Below are 16,412 nucleotides of genomic sequence, written 5' to 3' on the forward strand. Positions count from 1 at the left end.
TTCGTCAGAACTCGGAATTGAAATGGAAGGCAATGTTTTTAAAGTCTTGCTGCGCCATCATTAACAGATAGTTTGATTCGGCCAGAAACACATCCCTACCCTCTTTATCTTTAGCCATGTACTGATATTTACGCTTTTTGAAATCTTCCAGTTGCGCCGCATCGTCACTTTCTATCCAGCACGCTTTATAAAGGTTAATGGGTTCCCAACGGCATTGCGCACCGTATTCGTGCAAAAGGCGGTATTGGATTACTTCAAACTGAAGCTGTCCGACGGTTCCGATGATTTTGCGGCCGTTAAACTGGTTGGTGAAAAGCTGTGCCACCCCTTCGTCCATCAGTTGCTCCACCCCTTTCTGCAGTTGTTTCGACTTCATCGGGTCGGCATTTTCGATGTACTTGAACATCTCCGGCGAGAAGCTGGGTAATCCCTTAAAATGAAGGTCCTCTCCAGCAGTGAGGGTGTCGCCAATTTTAAAGTTTCCGTTGTCGGGCAAGCCCACGATATCTCCTGCAAAAGCTTCGTCCAGAATCTCTTTTTTCTGAGCCATGAAGGCCGTGGGCGAAGAAAACTTCATTAACCGGCTATACCGCACATGCTTGTAATTGACGTTGCGTTCGAACCTGCCCGAACAGACCTTCACAAAAGCTATGCACGACCGGTGATTGGGATCCATATTGGCATGTATCTTAAAGACAAATCCGGAAAAGGACTCTTCGTAGGGGTCCACCACACGCTCTTCGGTCTGTACGGCCCGCGGTGACGGAGCAATCTCCACAAAACAATCGAGCAACTCTTTTACCCCGAAATTGTTGAGTGCCGAACCAAAGAAGACAGGTGCCAGTTTCCCGGCAAGGTACTCTTCCCGGTTAAATCCGGGATACACTTCCGAAATAAGTTCCACATCGTTTCGCAACTTCTCCGACAGCTTTTTCCCTATACGCTTCTCTACTTCAGGCGATTGAATATCCAGGTGCACCGATTCCGTAACAATTTGCTTACTCGGCTGATACAAATCGAGGCTGTTCCGGTAGAGGTTATACACTCCTTTGAAACGTTCACCCATATCGATCGGCCAGCTCAATGGCCGTACCGCCACCTGGAGCTCTTCTTCCAGTTCATCCAGGATCTCGAACGGATCTTTTCCCTCACGGTCAAGCTTGTTCACAAAGATCATCACCGGCGTATGACGCATACGGCACACCTCCATCAGCTTGCGGGTTTGTGTTTCCACGCCCTTGGCAATATCTACCACCACAATTACGCTGTCCACAGCCGTCAGTGTACGATAGGTGTCTTCTGCGAAATCCTGGTGCCCGGGTGTGTCGAGAATATTGATTTTATAATTGCCGTACTCAAACCCCATCACGGAAGTGGCCACGGAAATCCCGCGTTGCCTTTCGATCTCCATCCAGTCGGATGTGGCGGTTTTTTTTATCTTGTTTGATTTCACGGCTCCCGCCACGTGTATGGCCCCGCCAAAAAGCAACAGTTTCTCCGTTAATGTGGTTTTTCCCGCGTCGGGATGGCTGATGATGGCAAACGTTCGCCGGCGTTGAATCTCTTGTTCTAATGTCATCTGTTTGTAAGCTTTTCAATGCATCTCTCCAGCCCGTTCTCCCATTGCGGAATGACGACACGGAAAGCCGATTGAATTTTTGATTTATCCAATACGCTGTACATTGGCCGTACAGCGGCTGTTTTGTATTCGCGGGCAGGAACGGGATTTAACCGGCAACGGCCTACGGCAGCCAACTCTTTTATTTTTTCTGCAAATTTGAACCAGGTGGTTTCCCCCAGGTTGGAAAAATGATAAACGCCCGATTTCCACTCCTCACATTCCAGGATGACCAGAATCATCTCTGCCAGGTCGGCGGCGTAGGTAGGTGTTCCGTATTGGTCGGCAACGACGTTTAGCTTATCGCGCTCATTCATGAGGCGGAGCATTGTCTTCACGAAATTGTTTCCAAATTCGGAATAGAGCCACGAAGTACGGATAATTATCCACTCTTCGGCAAACTCCCGAATCGCCTCTTCGCCCTTCAGTTTCGATTTTCCGTAAACCGACAACGGATTCGTGGAGGCATCCTCTTTATAGGGAGTACTGGCCGTGCCGTCGAACACATAATCAGTAGAGATATGAATTATTTTTGCACCCGACCTGGCCAGGTTTTCCGCACCGGTGCAATTGATCCTGTACGCCACTTCCTCATCGGCTTCAGCCTTATCCACAGCCGTATAGGCTGCACAGTTAATGACGTACTCAATGGAGTATTCCGATACAAAGTGCTGTACTTGCCCCGCATCGGTAATATCCAGCACATCTGCGTCGGTATAGATAAACCGGAAGGGGGAATTTGTTTTTTCCGCCAGTTGTTTCAGTTCTTGTCCCAGTTGTCCGTTTGCTCCGGTGACCAAAACGTTTTTTTGAACCAGTCCGTAAAAAACGGTCTGTTTCCGGGTGACGGTTTCCGTTCCCCCAAGATGTTTATTTGATCCTGTGTAGATAGCCATTACACTTTTCTTTTTACTTTTGCACAAAAGTACTACGAAAATGGCAAATTTCCACATAATTGAGACAGGTTATTTCTGGGCAGATGGCGGAGCCATGTTTGGGCCCATACCCAAAAAATACTGGCACAAACGGTATCCAAGCAACCACAACAACATGTGCCTGATGGCAATGCGATGCCTCTTCATTGAAACCGACCGACATAAAATACTGGTAGATTGTGGGGCGGGCGACAAGCAATTGAATAAGCTGAAGTTCTACCAGCCGCACAATTTGAAAGACCTGAGGGCCGAAATCGGAAAAATCGGCTATTCGCCTGACGAAGTAACCGATGTTATACTTACCCACCTCCACTTTGATCACTGTGGCGGAGGAACGGTTTTTAACGGGAAACAGGAGGTTGTCCCTGCTTTTCCCCGGGCCACTTACTGGCTGAGTCGGGCGCAATGGGATAATTACAGAAAACCGATGCTTTACGAAGCGGCTTCGTTTTTCCAGGAAAACATTGAACCTGTCTTCGAGGCAGGACAACTCCGGCTGATAGAATCGGAACAACCGCTCTGTGAAAACGTAACCCTCAAGCTCTACGATGGACATACACCCGGACAGATAGTCCTCTTTTTCGAAAATGAGGGAGAAAAAATCGTTTTCCCCGCAGATGTTGTCCCTACTTCGGCACATCTGCCGCTCGGCTGGTTATCGGCCTACGACAATAACGCCGCACTGGCCATGGAAGAGAAAAAACGTTTTCTGGACGAGGCCAAGACGCAAAATGCGACGCTCATCTTCTTCCACGATGCGTATTCGCAGATGGAGAAGATGATGCCTTCCCCGCATCAAAATAATCGTTGAAAAACAACGCCTGGTATTTAATGGCGTTTGCCCAATATTCCCAGTTGTGCACACCGGGGCGCGAGATAAAATCGTGGGGTATATTCCGGTAAAGAAGTTCCTGATGTAACCTGACGTTTACTTCGTAAAAGAAATCACCGGAACCGCAATCGATTATTATTCTAGTGGAGTTGGGCGTAAGCAAATGCAACTGATTCATTACAGTGTTCTTCTCCCAGTTATCGGGGTTTTCACGTTGCGTGCCCAACCGTTTTGCCAGATCCCAGTTGTTGGGAAAAGGACGAATATCTACTCCACCACTCATACTTCCGCAAGCACCGTAGACATCCTGATGGCGAAATCCCAGGTACAATCCGCCGTGGCCACCCATGCTTAATCCGGTAATGGCGCGTCCTTCGCGTTTTCGGACGGTCTTGTAGTTCTTGTCCACCCAATCCACCAATTCTTTCGATACAAAAGTTTCAAACTTAAATGCAGGATCCACGGGACTGTCGAAATACCAGCTCCCGTAAGCTCCATCGGGACAAACGATAATCATATTGTGCCAATCGGCCAACTCTTTCACCGCAGGCACTTTGTTAACCCACCCACCGTAATTGTCACTGTAACCGTGTAACAAATAAAGAACCGGAAATTCCGTTTCTTGCAAATAAGCATCGGGAATGATTACCACCGTTTTGATTTCTTTTTGCATAGAGGGGCTGAAGACATTGACCGTATCTACTTTTGAAGCGTAAAGCACTGCTGATAACCCTATTAAAAACAGGCTGCTGAATGAAAGACGTTTTATCATGATCGTGTGTGAATAAATTTTTTCCAAAGATAACCATTTGACCGCAATTGACATGAATTTTTTGAACCCATTGACGAAGCAATTGTTATACCTGAAATTAATGATTTAAAGAAATGGATATACAATTTAAAAGCAACAGCAACGGCACAGGAAGCTTTTTCATCGAGAAAGAAGGCAGGCAGGTTGCCGAACTCGATTTTGAAGTGAAAAACAATCTTTTAAACGCTTATCACACCGGCGTCCGTCCCGAACTGGAAGGGCAGGGAATTGCCGGCAAATTGTTTGATGAGCTGGTAAAGTATGCCCGCAAAAACGGATATAAAGTCATTCCGTCGTGTTCGTATATCCTGGCAAAATTCCGGCGAAACCCCGAAGGGTTCAAGGATATCTGGCACCGCACAGATGATGAGCCCACGGGAGACGCATGTGGTGTTAAACCAAAAGGTTTTTAGTAAGTCAAAAAAACGTTTTAAGCATACGGAAAACTTTTAAAAACACCTCCTTTAACTATGGAATTAAACGTAGAAACCATCAGTGCCGTGGCGCTCGGCATCGGATTGAGTGCCAGTACCGGGTTCCGGGTGTTCATACCGCTTCTGGTTGCCGGATTGGCTTCGCATTTTGGGATTTTGCCGTTGGGTGAGAGCTTTTCGTGGATGAGTTCTGTTCCGGCATTGTTAAGCTTTGGCGTTGCGGCTGTCGTTGAAGTATTGGCGTATTATATTCCTTTTGTTGACAACTTGCTGGACAGTATAGCCACGCCTTTATCAGTGGCAGCAGGCACGCTGTTGATGACATCGGTTTTCCCTTCCGACAGTGAGTGGATGAAATGGATAGTAGGGTTTGTCGTGGGCGGGGGAGCAGCTGCCACCATTCAAAGCGGAAGTGCCGTAACCCGCCTTCTATCGACTAAATTCACTGCCGGGGCAGGAAATCCCGTCGTTTCAACCGGAGAAGGCGTCGCCGCCACCGGTTTTTCAATCCTGTCGCTGTTCACGCCCATCCTGGTTGCCGTTATCCTGGTCATTTTTGTGGTGGTTGTATTGCGGCTGGTATATAAAAATTTGCTCAAAAAAAGAAAATTAACATCACATCAGGGAGACTGAGTTTCTTGTGTCCCGGATGACATACAATTACAACATCAGAACCGCATGAAAATATCATTTAAACTACTGATTATACTATTATTGCCGTTATTCTGCGCTCAAGCAAATGCACAACAGACAGCATACACCCGGGACGGCACTAAAGTATTTCTATACGACGACGGGACATGGGAATATGCCCACCAAACTGAAAATCCCGCGGATATAGAAATTAATGAATCCGGAAGCGGAATGTCGGCTGAAATAATCATCAACGATGATTTACTGTTCAGCATACATAACGGCATGTTGGATAATTTCGAGGTCTTGAGAAGAAATGGAGTCCGACTGTATGACAATATGAGTGGAAAGTTAAGAAAGATAGGTCCTTATGACCTGGAATACGAGTTTTCCACGGATAGGTTGAAACAGGTGGGACCGCACAGGATTGAATATGATTTCAGTTCAGGAAGAATTATCCGGATCGGGAATTACCGCATAGAATATGACTTCCGTACAAACAAAATATCACGCGTAGGAGACACCTTGTTTGAATACAGTTTCTTTAACGGTAAACTTACCGATATAAAGGGGCATACCCCTGGTGTAAGGATAACTATTTTCTGAAATTATCCCGAAGCTTTTATTTCAACAAAAAATTCCGGATTTTGGCATGAATATCGGTATTTTCCATAATTCCGATAAACTCCGATGCTCCCGGGCCGTAAGCAAAGATGGGAACCATGACTCCCGTATGTCCGCCCGTTGCATAGCCACCCTTTACCATTCCCGTTTCAACGGAACCATCAAGAATAGCCATCCCTCCGGTCTCGTGGTCAGCAGTAACGATAACTAACGTTTCCCCGTTACCGGCAGCAAATTCAAGCGCTTTACCTACGGCCTGGTCAAAGTCCAACACCTCTTCAACCACTTGAACGGTGTTATTTCCGTGGCCGCCAGAATCGATAAATGAACCTTCCACCATCAGAAAAAAACCTTTTTCATTCTGCTGCAAAACACGAATAGCTGTTTGTGTGGAAACCGGGAGCATATTCCCGCGTTCCGATACGCGCGGATTCCCTTTTGGCGCCGTTAGGCCGGCTAATTTTTTCCCTTTGAAATTTTCAATTCCGCTTAACTCCCTTTCTACGGCATAGCCTTTACGGACAAGGTCATGCAACAGGTTACGCCCGTCCGCTCTGTTAGCGAAGAAATCATACCCTCCACCGATAAAAACATCAATATCGGTTTTGAGAAAGTCGGTAGCAATATCTTCCTCCTGGCTTCTGCTCGGCTGATGTGCTATGAAGGATGCCGGTGTTGCGTGGGTAATGGAAGAGGTGGATACCAGTCCGGTCGCTTTTCCCTGTTCCGACGCTTCTTCAAGAATTGTTTTTATCGGGTTCTTATCGGGCCCCACACCTATAGCTCCATTGTAGGTTTTGGTTCCCGTGGAAATGGCAGTGGCTCCTGCTGCCGAGTCGGTTACGTACCGGTCGGCCGACGAAGTTTTTGAGAACCCGATATATTTACAATTTTCGATAAACAAACTTCCCCTATTTGCGGTGAGCCCCGCAAAAAGTTGCGAAACTCCCATCCCATCCCCAATAAAAAGAATAACGTTCTTCGGTGTTTTGTTTACGAATGACGAGGGGAAGGATTTAACGGCATACGCTTCCCCACCCTGATACAACGTAACGTCTTTGGTTTTTTCCTGTGCAAAAGAGCTGAAGCTGCAAAGCAACATCACTCCCGCAGCCAATGCGATTGTTACCTGTCGTTGTTTCATAATCTACTTTGTTATAACAATGATTCGGGATCTAAATTGTCGTGTTCAATATCCAGAAAATACTTATAAGTGCCTACTCTCAGTTCGGCACAGGCATCGTAATCGCAGACGATAATCCCTTTTTGATGCAACTGCAGCGCGCTGATCGTCCACATCTGGTTGATGGGGCCCTCAACAGCATGATACAGTGCACGCGCTTTGTGATGGCCGTTCACCAGAATCAACACCTCTTTAGCATCGAGAACCGTCCCCACTCCCACTGTGAGAGCCGTCTTAGGCACCTTGTTCACATCGTTATCGAAAAAGCGTGAATTGGCGATGACGGTATCGGTTGTGAGCGTTTTGATTCGTGTACGTGAGGAAAGTGACGACCCCGGCTCATTAAAGGCGATGTGTCCGTCGGGGCCTATCCCACCGAGGAACAAGTCTACGCCACCGGCATCTTTCATGGCATCTTCGTACGCCCTGCATTCGGCTTCCGGATCCTCCGCCATACCGTTGAGGATATGCACATTTTCCTTCTTGATATCGATATGGTTGAAAAAGTTTTGCCACATGAACGTGTAATAGCTCTGCGGATGGTCTTTGGGTAAACCTATGTATTCATCCATATTGAAAGTTATCACGTTCTCAAACGACACCACGCCTGACTCGTACAGCTTAATCAACGCTTTGTATGTCAAAAGCGGTGAAGAACCGGTAGGAAGCCCCAATACAAAGGGTTTTTCCGAAGTTGGATTCGCCTTGTTAATTTTTGCAGCGATGTAGTTTGCTGCCCACTGTGCCATTTGGTTGGCATCGGATTGAATAATTAGTCGCATATATTTTTAAAAAATAATAAGTTATAATTGCAAATCGTTAATGGTCAATGACAGGTAGTCTTATGCGGTATGACGGCATCGCCCGAATGAAGCCTCTCAGCCATAGCCTTACCTAACGCATACGCATTTTCCATCACGTTTCTGTTCAGTGACTGCTTCATCTCCACCGACTCACAAATCGTTTCGAACTCCATGCCTTCAGCAAATGCTTTCAACTCTCTTTTGGCTCCATCTGCCCAGGTATGTCCACTGAAAAAACTGAAAAATTTATTTTTCACGTTCCGGTTTTGTAAAGCCGACAACAAGCTTTCCACAGCCGGGTAAAGTTTATTGTTGTACGTGGGTGAGCCGATTATGAGCCCTCGATATTTAAAGATATCCCTCAACACTTCCGACTCGTGGCTCTTGGAAACGTTGTGCATAATGATGTTCCTGGCGCCGTTTTCGGCTGCCGCTGCGGCAATGATTTCTGCCAATTGTTCCGTGTTTCCGTACATGCTTCCGTATGCAATGACCAATCCGTTTTCAGACTCGTACCGGCTTAACCGGTCGTAAAGCGACACCACTTTCCCAAGGGTATCGGGTTGCGTCCATACGGGGCCGTGAGTAGAACAAATTGTCTCGATCCCCATCCCGCTCAGTTTTTTCAGAGCAGCCTGTACAGGAGATCCGAATTTCCCTACGATGTTGGAATAATACCGGATCATTTCATCCCAGTATCGCTCCGGATTGAGTTGTATATCCGTTACCCCTCCGTCTAGAGTGCCAAATGTACCGAAAGCATCTGCAGAGAACAATGTTTTTGATTCTTTTACGTAAGTCATCATTGTCTCCGGCCAATGGACCATGGGGGTCAGGTAAAACTGAAGGTTGTTTTTTCCCAGGTTCAGTTCTTCTTTATCTTCTATGACAACTACATTATCAGTAATACCGTAATACCCTTTCAGCATTTCCGCTGTACGGCTGTTTCCCACTATTTTTATCTGGGGATAACGGGTCTTAAGCAGTTCCACGGAACCGGAATGATCAGGCTCCATATGATTGACGATAAGATAATCGATTTGCTTGTCCCCTAAAACGGAACGGATTTTATTGAAAAAAACATCTGCATAACAGATATCCACGGTATCTATCAACGCAATTTTTTCGTCGTTAATGATGTACGAATTATAAGATACTCCTTTTGGTAAGGGCCAAAGATTTTCGAAAAGATGTTTTGTCCGATCGTTTACTCCGACGTAAAACAGGTTCTCTTTGATTTCAAATGGTTTGTACATTACAGTCTAAAGTATAAAGTTTACAGTTTAAAAGTTTAACGTCTTCATTTCCTTCGCTCTTAACCCTATTTCTTCGGTTTAACGTTTTGGCTGTAATCTGCATTGATCTTCTCTTTCTGAACCGGAAGTTCAGCTTTCCTTTTCATTGACCGCCAAATCAGCCACAATCCCCAGATAATAAACGGTATGCTGAGCCATTGCCCGAGGATTAATCCTGTATTTTCACGCATGGCAATTTCGGAATCCACTTGTACATTTTTAACAAATTCAATAAAAAACCTGGCTATAAAAATCAATGCAATGCCTACACCAAGAATCAATCCCTGTCGATTTTTGGCGTTCGTTTTCCAGTACATATACATGGTAATTCCGAAAACGAGAAGGTATATCAAGGCTTCGTAAATTTGCGTTGGATGAGAAGGTTCTGTATAGACCGGTTCTGCGCCGCGCATCCATAATCCCACATTATCAATAAAACGGAATCCCCAGGGCAGATCGGTGGGGCCGCCGTAAATTTCGTGATTCATCAGGTTCCCAAAACGAATCATCGCAGCGGTGAACCCTGTGGGGACCATTACCCGGTCGAAAGTCCAAAGCATGCTCTTTTTGGTGACCCTTTTTGAATACAGCCAAACGGCAATAATAATGCCGATGACCCCTCCGTGACTTGCCAACCCTCCTTCCCAGATTTTCAACATCTCCACGGGGTTTGCCAGGTAATATTCCGGTTCGTAAAACAAACAGTGTCCCAACCGGGCACCAAGAATGATCCCAAGCATCATGTAGACAAAAAGTGAATCGAACCACTTTTCGGGAAGTTTTTCACTCTTGTAGATTCTCTGTACAATGTACACGGCCACAATTAACCCGATAACCCAAAGTAATCCGTACCAACGGATTTCACGGCTTAAAACAGTAAAAATTGTAGGATCTACATTCCATGTTACGGTTAATAATGTATTCATCTGTGTTGAATTTGGAGCAAAGATAAGAAAATTAAACCAATTTCTTAATCCATTTTTCCCTGTCGCCTGGAAGAAGGTCTACAACAGGTATTTCTATTAATGTATAGGCACCCGGCTTTTGTTTTACAGCAGCCCTGGCACACCCGACCATTACCTGTGCGGTCAACGCGGGGTTGTTTATGCGCATATCGAACCTGAAAAGCTGGTTCTGTGTATTTCCGGATACCCCTTTACGTTCCATCAACACGCCGTGTCCCATATCTTTTAATGCTTCCACGTTCTCTACCCGAAAAACGTGTGTTTCATCGTGTGCGAAGTAATCATCGGATTGAATGGCTTTAGCTACCTGGTCAAAATCATAACCATCATTCAGCTCGATGTAAACCATCCGGCGATGAACTCCCGTTCCGGTTGGGATAGTCATTGAAAGTGCCGCTTTAACACCCTCAATCGCTTTTACAGCTACCGTATGTCCCATGCTCATTCCCGGGCCGAAATTGGTATAAGTTATTCCCTTGGGCGCCATGGCCTCCATCAACGTGCGGACAACGGAATCGCTTCCAGGATCCCATCCGGCGGAAACGATAGAAACGGCATTGTGTTGTTTCGCAACGTCGTTTAACGAATGGCGTAAATCTACAATGCCTCCGTGAATATCATAACTGTCCACCGTGTTAATTCCCAACGCCAGACATTCTTTGGCAAATTTCTCCACGCTTCGCGTAGGGGTACAGAGTAACGCAACATCCGTATTTTTCAATTGCGATATCGAGTTTACGACTTCAAATCCTTTCAACTCGGCAGGCACATTCGTTGCATCACGACGCACAATTCCCGTAATTTCAAAATCCGGGGCATCGATCAACGATTCCATTACGTATTTCCCAATATTGCCGTAACCGATAACGGCAGCTCTGATTTTTTTCATTTTCTTATAATTTTGATGCACAAAAATAGTAAAAAATGCGGATTCTTGCCGGCTCATAATCCCGGATATTTCTGCTCAATCACAAATCAGTATGTAAAAGTCTACAGTGTTGCATTTTTTTCTGTACTTTTACTTTTCGAAATACGGACAACCTTTGTGTCTTCTATTCTCACTAAATATAAAGTGTTTTATTTCCGGGGAGGTTTTTCTCGAAAGGAAAGTGGTATTGAATCTAACTTTTAAATGATAATAATATGAAAGCATTACTTGTTTATCTACTGATACCCTTGTTGGTTTTCTTTTCCTGCAATTCAAATCCCCAAGAAGGAGCTGTTGCCTCACCTGAAAAAATAATTTTCGATACGGACATGGGGCCCGATTATGATGATGTGGGAGCAATAGCCATCCTGCATGCCTTGGCAGATTTGGGGGAATGCGAAATTTTAGCCACACTGGCAAGTGACGGTCATCCCAGTATAGCACCTACCATCGAAATGTTTAACCGTTACTACGGAAAAGGGGGCATTCCTGTTGGAATTCCCGATAACGGTGTAGCAAATTTCACGGCATCCAACAATTGGAACGACTCCCTGCTGGTAAGATTTGCTCCCGATTTAAAATCTAAAACGGATTATCCGAAAGCGAGCGAGATTTATAGGAAGGTACTGGCTTCACAGCCGGATAAAAGCGTGACCATCGTAACCGTTGGATTTACAACCAACCTGGCAGAATTACTAAAAACCGGGAATGATGATTATTCTCCGTTATCGGGTGTAGAACTGGTTAAAAAGAAAGTAAAAAAATGGGTTGCCATGGCCGGACGGTTTCCCGAGGGCCGGGAATTCAATGTATTTATAGATTCGGTCTCTTCTTCTTATGTATTGGAGCGCTGGCCAACACCCATTCTTTTCAGCGGTTTTGAAATAGGAGAGCGTATTTTTACCGGAAGCAAGGTGGCAGAAAAAAATGATCAAAACAATCCGGTTTCCTGGGCGTACAAGTATAATTTAGCCACATACGAAAATAAACCCGTAAAAAACAGGATGTCCTGGGACCAGACAGCAGTTCTTTGCGCCATTCGCGACCCCGAAAGATATTTTTATGTATGTGGCCCCGGAAAAATTATCGTCAATCCCTCCGGGTATAACAACTGGGATCCGGACTCAACTAAGGATCACTATTTTTTAGTCCACAAATATCCTTATCAGGACATCTCCGATACGTTAGAGGGGTTAATGATGTACCAGCCTAAATGATATAAAATCACCCTGTTATCACTGTCTCATCATTATCATCTTCACCGTCTTCTTCCCAAAGGACTTCCGGTTTTTGCGGGCCCCTGCTTCTGAAAACAAAAGCAACGATGAGCCCTGCTGCCGCCCCCGACAAATGGGCTTCCCACGAAAGGTTTACATCGATATATTCGGTAATCGGGAAAATACTCCAGACGGTACTTCCATAAACAAAAGCCACCACCATGGATACGGCAACAAGCGGAATATATTTTCGGAACAACCCGCTGAAGAACAAAAAGAAAACCAGTGCAAAGATTAAACCGCTTGCGCCCACGTGGTATGAGTTCCGACCTATCAGCCACGTAAAAAAGCCGCTCAATAGCCAAAGTAAAGTGAGTGACTTAAAGGCTATCTGATTGTAAAAATAGAATAACAACGAAAACAAAACCAGCATCGGAAATGTATTTGAGACAAGGTGTGAAAGCGATCCATGTATAAAAGGCGAGAAAACTATACCGGCCAAACCGTTCAGTTGACGGGGGTAAATTCCCAGAAGTGAGAAATTAAAACGAAAAATGCGGGCATAATCAATCAGAAAAGTCAACCAGACCAGCACACATATTACCAGTGCGGGAATCGTTGCCAGACGAATCCTTTTTTTCTGCCACCTTTCTGTATGTATTGTTGCATTATCCATAGGTGCAAAACTAAATAAAAAGAACCGTTTTTCGCCGGAAATTACCCAAAAAACAAAAAAGAAGCAGGAAGAAAAAAAAGAGTTTATTATTTGCCGAATCAACGGCAATTAACTATCTTTCGAACATCAAAACTAAAGTGGTATATTTCTAATTCCTCTATCAACTATGAGTTATCTTAAATTCGATAAGGACCTGATGATTAACCTGGAGTACTCCCTGTATCGCAACATACTGAGGACTAACAGAAAAGGGGCTTATCAAAACACATCGATCTCGGGTTGCAATACATCGAAATATCAGGGACTTCTGGTGATGCCGGTACCCTTTCTGGACGACGACAATCACCTGATCCTCTCTTCTATTGATGAAACCGTTATACAGCACGGTGCACAATTCAATTTAGGAATCCACAAATACAACGACGACAACTACAGCCCGAAAGGGCACAAATACATCCGTGAATATAATATCGATAGTGTTCCAAAAACTATTTACCGTGTAGGAGGCGTTATTCTTTCTAAAGAGATTATGTTTTCATCGAAAGAAAACCGGCTCATGATCCGGTACAAGTTGATGGATGCCCATTCGCCGACCACCATGCGGTTCAAACCCTGTATGGCATTTCGGAACATTTCACAGTTAACCAGGCAAAACGATCAGGTGGACCGTTCATACCGCGAAGTGGAGAATGGAATCAGCACCAGTATGTATTATGGTTATCCCGAATTTTTCATGCAATTCAACAAGAGAGTCGACTTTATGTACCAACCCTACTGGAATCAGGGCGTGGAGTACATTCAAGATATGCAAAACGGAGATACGTTCAAGGAGGACCTGTATGTTCCCGGGTATTTTGAGATGCCAATTGCAAAAGGCGAGGAGGTAATTTTTTCTGCTGGTGACATTCTGGTAAACACCTCTGCCCTTACCGATGAATTTAACGCTGAACTTAAAAAACGCACGCCAAGGTCTAGTTTTTACAATTGCCTGAAAAACTCCGCCCATCAGTTTTATTACATTCCCAAAACGGATGAGATGTACCTGCTGGCCGGCTATCCCTGGTTCAAGGTACGCGCCCGGGATCAGTTTGTGTCGTTGCCCGGTTGCACCCTGTCGGTGGGCAGGCCCGATGACTTTACAAAAATCATGGATTCGGCCATACCCCATATTCAGGATTTTTTGAACGACAAACCGCGGAAAAACATTATAAAACAGATAGACGACCCTGATGTCTTGTTGTGGGTAACCTGGGCACTGCAACAATACTGGAAAGAAAACAAGCCCGTTTTTAAAGAAAAATATGTCGACTTTCTTTTTTCCATAATCAATTTTATTTTGTCAAACAAGCATCCCAACTTAACTGTTGACCCTGAGAACGGATTAGTCTCAACGTACGGACGTGATGTTGCCGTGAGCTGGATGAATGCGGTGCAAAACGGCAAGCCTGTCACTCCAAGATCGGGATACCTGGTTGAATTCAATGCTTTGTGGCACAATGCACTTAAATTTGCGGAAGAGGTGGCCGCTGCGACAAATAAAGAAGTTCTGGCTACAACATACGAAGAGAAAGCCTTGAAGGCGCAACAGTCGTTTATCGAAACATTTCTCAACGATGCCGGCTATTTATATGATTATGTGGATGGCACTTATGCAGACAGGAATGTTCGTCCCAATATGATTTTTGCTGTTTCTATGGACTATTCGCCGCTGGACAGGCGTCAGAAAAAATTGGTGATCGATTTCGTCACCAAAGAGTTGCTTACCCCGGTGGGCATACGTTCTTTAAGCCCGAAAGGCTATAACTACCGCCCTCGTTATGCAGGAACATCTGAAGAAAAAGAATATGCCTATTTCAACGGGTGTGCTTTTCCCTGGCTTATAGGAGCTTACATTGAAGCGTACCTGAAAGTGTTCAGCATGAGCGGACTCTCCCTGGCAGACCGGGTAATGATTGAGCTGGAAGATCAGATGCAAAACGATTGCATTGGAACCTTGTCTGAATTTTACGATTCCAGCCCCCCGTTTTATGCCCACGGAGGATATTCTTTTGCCATGAGTGTTTCAGAAACTTTACGTGCAAAGAGACTCATCAGATCATTTGGGTAAACCTTGCGGAAAACGATGAATCGTAAATGAAGAACTATTGAACTACAAAAGAATATAAAACACGATAGAATGAAAGCGTTGATGTTAGGGTGGGAATTTCCGCCTCATATACTGGGTGGGCTTGGAACCGCAAGTTATGGATTAACCAAGGGTATGGCTAAGCAGGAAGATATGGAAATCCTGTTTGTCATTCCCAAGCCCTGGGGTGACGAAGACCAAAGTTTTCTGAAAATAATTGGCTGTAACAATACTCCCGTCGTATGGCGCGACGTGAGCTGGGAAACTGCCAAGGCCAGGCTCGAGAAATATATGAACCCCGAGGAATATTTTTGGATGCGTGATAACATTTACGCTAACTTCAACTATATGAACACCAACGACCTGGGATGTCTGGAATTCTCAGGAAGGTACCCAAACAATATCCTGGAGGAGACCAACAATTACTCCATCGTTACGGGTGTTATTGCCCGGACGTATGAATACGACATTATCCATGCGCACGATTGGCTCACCTATTCCTCAGGCCTCCACGCAAAAAGCGTAAGTGGAAAACCGCTGGTCATTCATGTGCACGCAACGGAGTTCGACCGCAGCCGCGGCAAGCCTAATCCTACTGTTTACGGAATCGAGAAGAACGGAATGGATCACTGCGACCACATTATCTGTGTAAGCAACCTTACCCGCAAAACCGTCATTGAGAACTATCATCAACCCGAATGGAAAGTATCCACCGTCCACAACGCCGTTGAGCCGTTGAGCCCGGAGATTGAAGCGATCGAACGGATATCGGGAGTGAAGGAAAAAGTCATTACCTTCCTGGGACGGATTACCATGCAAAAAGGCCCGGAGTTTTTTGTAGACGCGGCCACTCAGGTACTAAGAAGGACCAAGCACATCCGGTTCGTGATGGCGGGGAGCGGCGACATGATGAACCAGATGATACGTTTGGTTGCCGATCGGGGAATTGCTGACAGATTCCACTTTACCGGGTTCCTTCGAGGCGAACAGGTCTATGAAATGCTGAAATCGAGCGATGTATATGTTATGCCTTCGGTATCAGAACCTTTTGGTATTTCACCGCTTGAAGCTATGCAGTGCGGTGTGCCAAGTATAATCTCCTACCAGTCGGGTTGTGCAGAGATACTGAATAACGTCATTAAAACCGACTACTGGGATGTTGACGCCATGGCGGACGCCATGTATTCGATTTGTACGTACCCGGGTATGGCGGAATTTCTCAAAGAGGAGGGAAAACGAGAGGTGGACAGTATCGTTTGGGAGGATGCCGGGAAAAAAATCCGGGCCATCTACGACAGCCTGGTGTGAAGACAAGAAGACAGTAAAAATCTAA

At 45.4% G+C, this 16,412-nt stretch carries 16 protein-coding genes; 7 read left to right on the forward strand and 9 right to left on the reverse strand.

All coding sequences use genetic code 11. The annotated features are described in order from the left end of the window. Positions 1-4 precede the first annotated feature (4 nt). Positions 5-1,579 (reverse strand): peptide chain release factor 3, encoded by a 1,575-nt coding sequence (locus AACM02_RS11480; protein WP_339117071.1) that lies wholly within the window; start codon positions 1,577-1,579, stop codon positions 5-7. Further along, on the reverse strand, positions 1,576-2,514 hold the full coding sequence (gene rfbD, locus AACM02_RS11485) for a dTDP-4-dehydrorhamnose reductase (protein ID WP_339117072.1): 939 nt from the start codon (positions 2,512-2,514) through the stop codon (positions 1,576-1,578). Before rfbD ends, AACM02_RS11480 begins: the two co-directional genes overlap by 4 nt. Before the next feature lie 40 nt (positions 2,515-2,554). Here rfbD and AACM02_RS11490 point away from each other — a divergent pair, with 40 nt between their 5' ends. Next, positions 2,555-3,364 (forward strand): MBL fold metallo-hydrolase, encoded by an 810-nt coding sequence (locus tag AACM02_RS11490; RefSeq protein ID WP_339117073.1) that lies wholly within the window; start codon positions 2,555-2,557, stop codon positions 3,362-3,364. Here AACM02_RS11490 and AACM02_RS11495 read toward each other — a convergent pair. Next, positions 3,294-4,157 (reverse strand): alpha/beta hydrolase family protein, encoded by an 864-nt coding sequence (locus tag AACM02_RS11495; RefSeq protein WP_339117074.1) that lies wholly within the window; start codon positions 4,155-4,157, stop codon positions 3,294-3,296. The genes AACM02_RS11490 and AACM02_RS11495 overlap by 71 nt on opposite strands. Positions 4,158-4,270: 113 nt before the next feature. Between AACM02_RS11495 and AACM02_RS11500 the strand changes: the two genes are divergently transcribed. The 3 genes from AACM02_RS11500 to AACM02_RS11510 are packed head-to-tail and all read left to right on the forward strand — an operon-like array spanning position 4,271 to position 5,869. Next, on the forward strand, positions 4,271-4,609 hold the full coding sequence (locus AACM02_RS11500; RefSeq protein ID WP_339117075.1) for a GNAT family N-acetyltransferase: 339 nt from the start codon (positions 4,271-4,273) through the stop codon (positions 4,607-4,609). A gap of 57 nt (positions 4,610-4,666) precedes the next feature. Continuing rightward, positions 4,667-5,263, forward strand: a complete 597-nt coding sequence (locus AACM02_RS11505; protein WP_214063278.1) for a DUF4126 domain-containing protein — start codon at positions 4,667-4,669, stop codon at positions 5,261-5,263. Positions 5,264-5,308: 45 nt separating this feature from the next. Then, positions 5,309-5,869, forward strand: a complete 561-nt coding sequence (locus tag AACM02_RS11510) for a hypothetical protein (protein WP_214063277.1) — start codon at positions 5,309-5,311, stop codon at positions 5,867-5,869. Positions 5,870-5,885: 16 nt separating this feature from the next. On the opposite strand, the gene AACM02_RS11515 is transcribed toward AACM02_RS11510, so the two are convergent. The 5 genes from AACM02_RS11515 to AACM02_RS11535 all read right to left on the reverse strand — a co-directional run bounded on the left by AACM02_RS11515 (position 5,886) and on the right by AACM02_RS11535 (position 11,022). Then, positions 5,886-7,031, reverse strand: coding sequence for an alkaline phosphatase (locus AACM02_RS11515; protein ID WP_214063276.1), 1,146 nt, complete (start codon positions 7,029-7,031; stop codon positions 5,886-5,888). A gap of 11 nt (positions 7,032-7,042) precedes the next feature. Beyond that, positions 7,043-7,852 carry a glucosamine-6-phosphate deaminase gene (gene nagB / locus AACM02_RS11520; RefSeq protein WP_214063275.1) on the reverse strand — a complete coding sequence of 270 codons (810 nt, stop codon included), beginning with the start codon at positions 7,850-7,852 and terminating at the stop codon, positions 7,043-7,045. Between the two features lie 44 nt (positions 7,853-7,896). Then, positions 7,897-9,129, reverse strand: a complete 1,233-nt coding sequence (locus tag AACM02_RS11525) for an FprA family A-type flavoprotein (protein ID WP_214063274.1) — start codon at positions 9,127-9,129, stop codon at positions 7,897-7,899. Positions 9,130-9,194: 65 nt separating this feature from the next. Next, positions 9,195-10,094: a prolipoprotein diacylglyceryl transferase gene (gene lgt / locus AACM02_RS11530; protein WP_214063273.1), complete on the reverse strand. Its 900-nt coding sequence runs from the start codon at positions 10,092-10,094 to the stop codon at positions 9,195-9,197. 31 nt (positions 10,095-10,125) lie between these two features. After that, entirely contained in the window at positions 10,126-11,022 is an 897-nt protein-coding gene (locus AACM02_RS11535) for a diaminopimelate dehydrogenase (RefSeq protein ID WP_339117076.1), read from the reverse strand. A gap of 254 nt (positions 11,023-11,276) precedes the next feature. On the opposite strand from AACM02_RS11535, the gene AACM02_RS11540 reads away from it, so the two are divergent. Further along, positions 11,277-12,278 carry a nucleoside hydrolase gene (locus AACM02_RS11540; RefSeq protein ID WP_332455734.1) on the forward strand — a complete coding sequence of 334 codons (1,002 nt, stop codon included), beginning with the start codon at positions 11,277-11,279 and terminating at the stop codon, positions 12,276-12,278. Between the two features lie 7 nt (positions 12,279-12,285). Here the strand turns inward: AACM02_RS11540 and AACM02_RS11545 are convergent, their stop codons facing one another. Continuing rightward, entirely contained in the window at positions 12,286-12,954 is a 669-nt protein-coding gene (locus AACM02_RS11545) for a rhomboid family intramembrane serine protease (RefSeq protein ID WP_332455735.1), read from the reverse strand. Positions 12,955-13,120: 166 nt separating this feature from the next. On the opposite strand from AACM02_RS11545, the gene AACM02_RS11550 reads away from it, so the two are divergent. Both AACM02_RS11550 and AACM02_RS11555 read left to right on the forward strand, forming a co-directional pair. Then, a complete protein-coding gene (locus AACM02_RS11550) occupies positions 13,121-15,061 on the forward strand; it encodes a glycogen debranching enzyme N-terminal domain-containing protein (protein ID WP_332455736.1) in 1,941 nt (646 codons plus the stop codon). Positions 15,062-15,130: 69 nt separating this feature from the next. Beyond that, the gene (locus AACM02_RS11555) at positions 15,131-16,387 is read left to right on the forward strand and encodes a glycosyltransferase (RefSeq protein ID WP_214063447.1); all 1,257 of its coding nucleotides are present in this window, start codon (positions 15,131-15,133) and stop codon (positions 16,385-16,387) included. Positions 16,388-16,412: the final 25 nt, after the last annotated feature.

It is taken from the genome of Petrimonas sp., assembly GCF_963921705.1.
Classification (GTDB): Bacteria; Bacteroidota; Bacteroidia; order Bacteroidales; family Dysgonomonadaceae; genus Petrimonas; species Petrimonas sulfuriphila.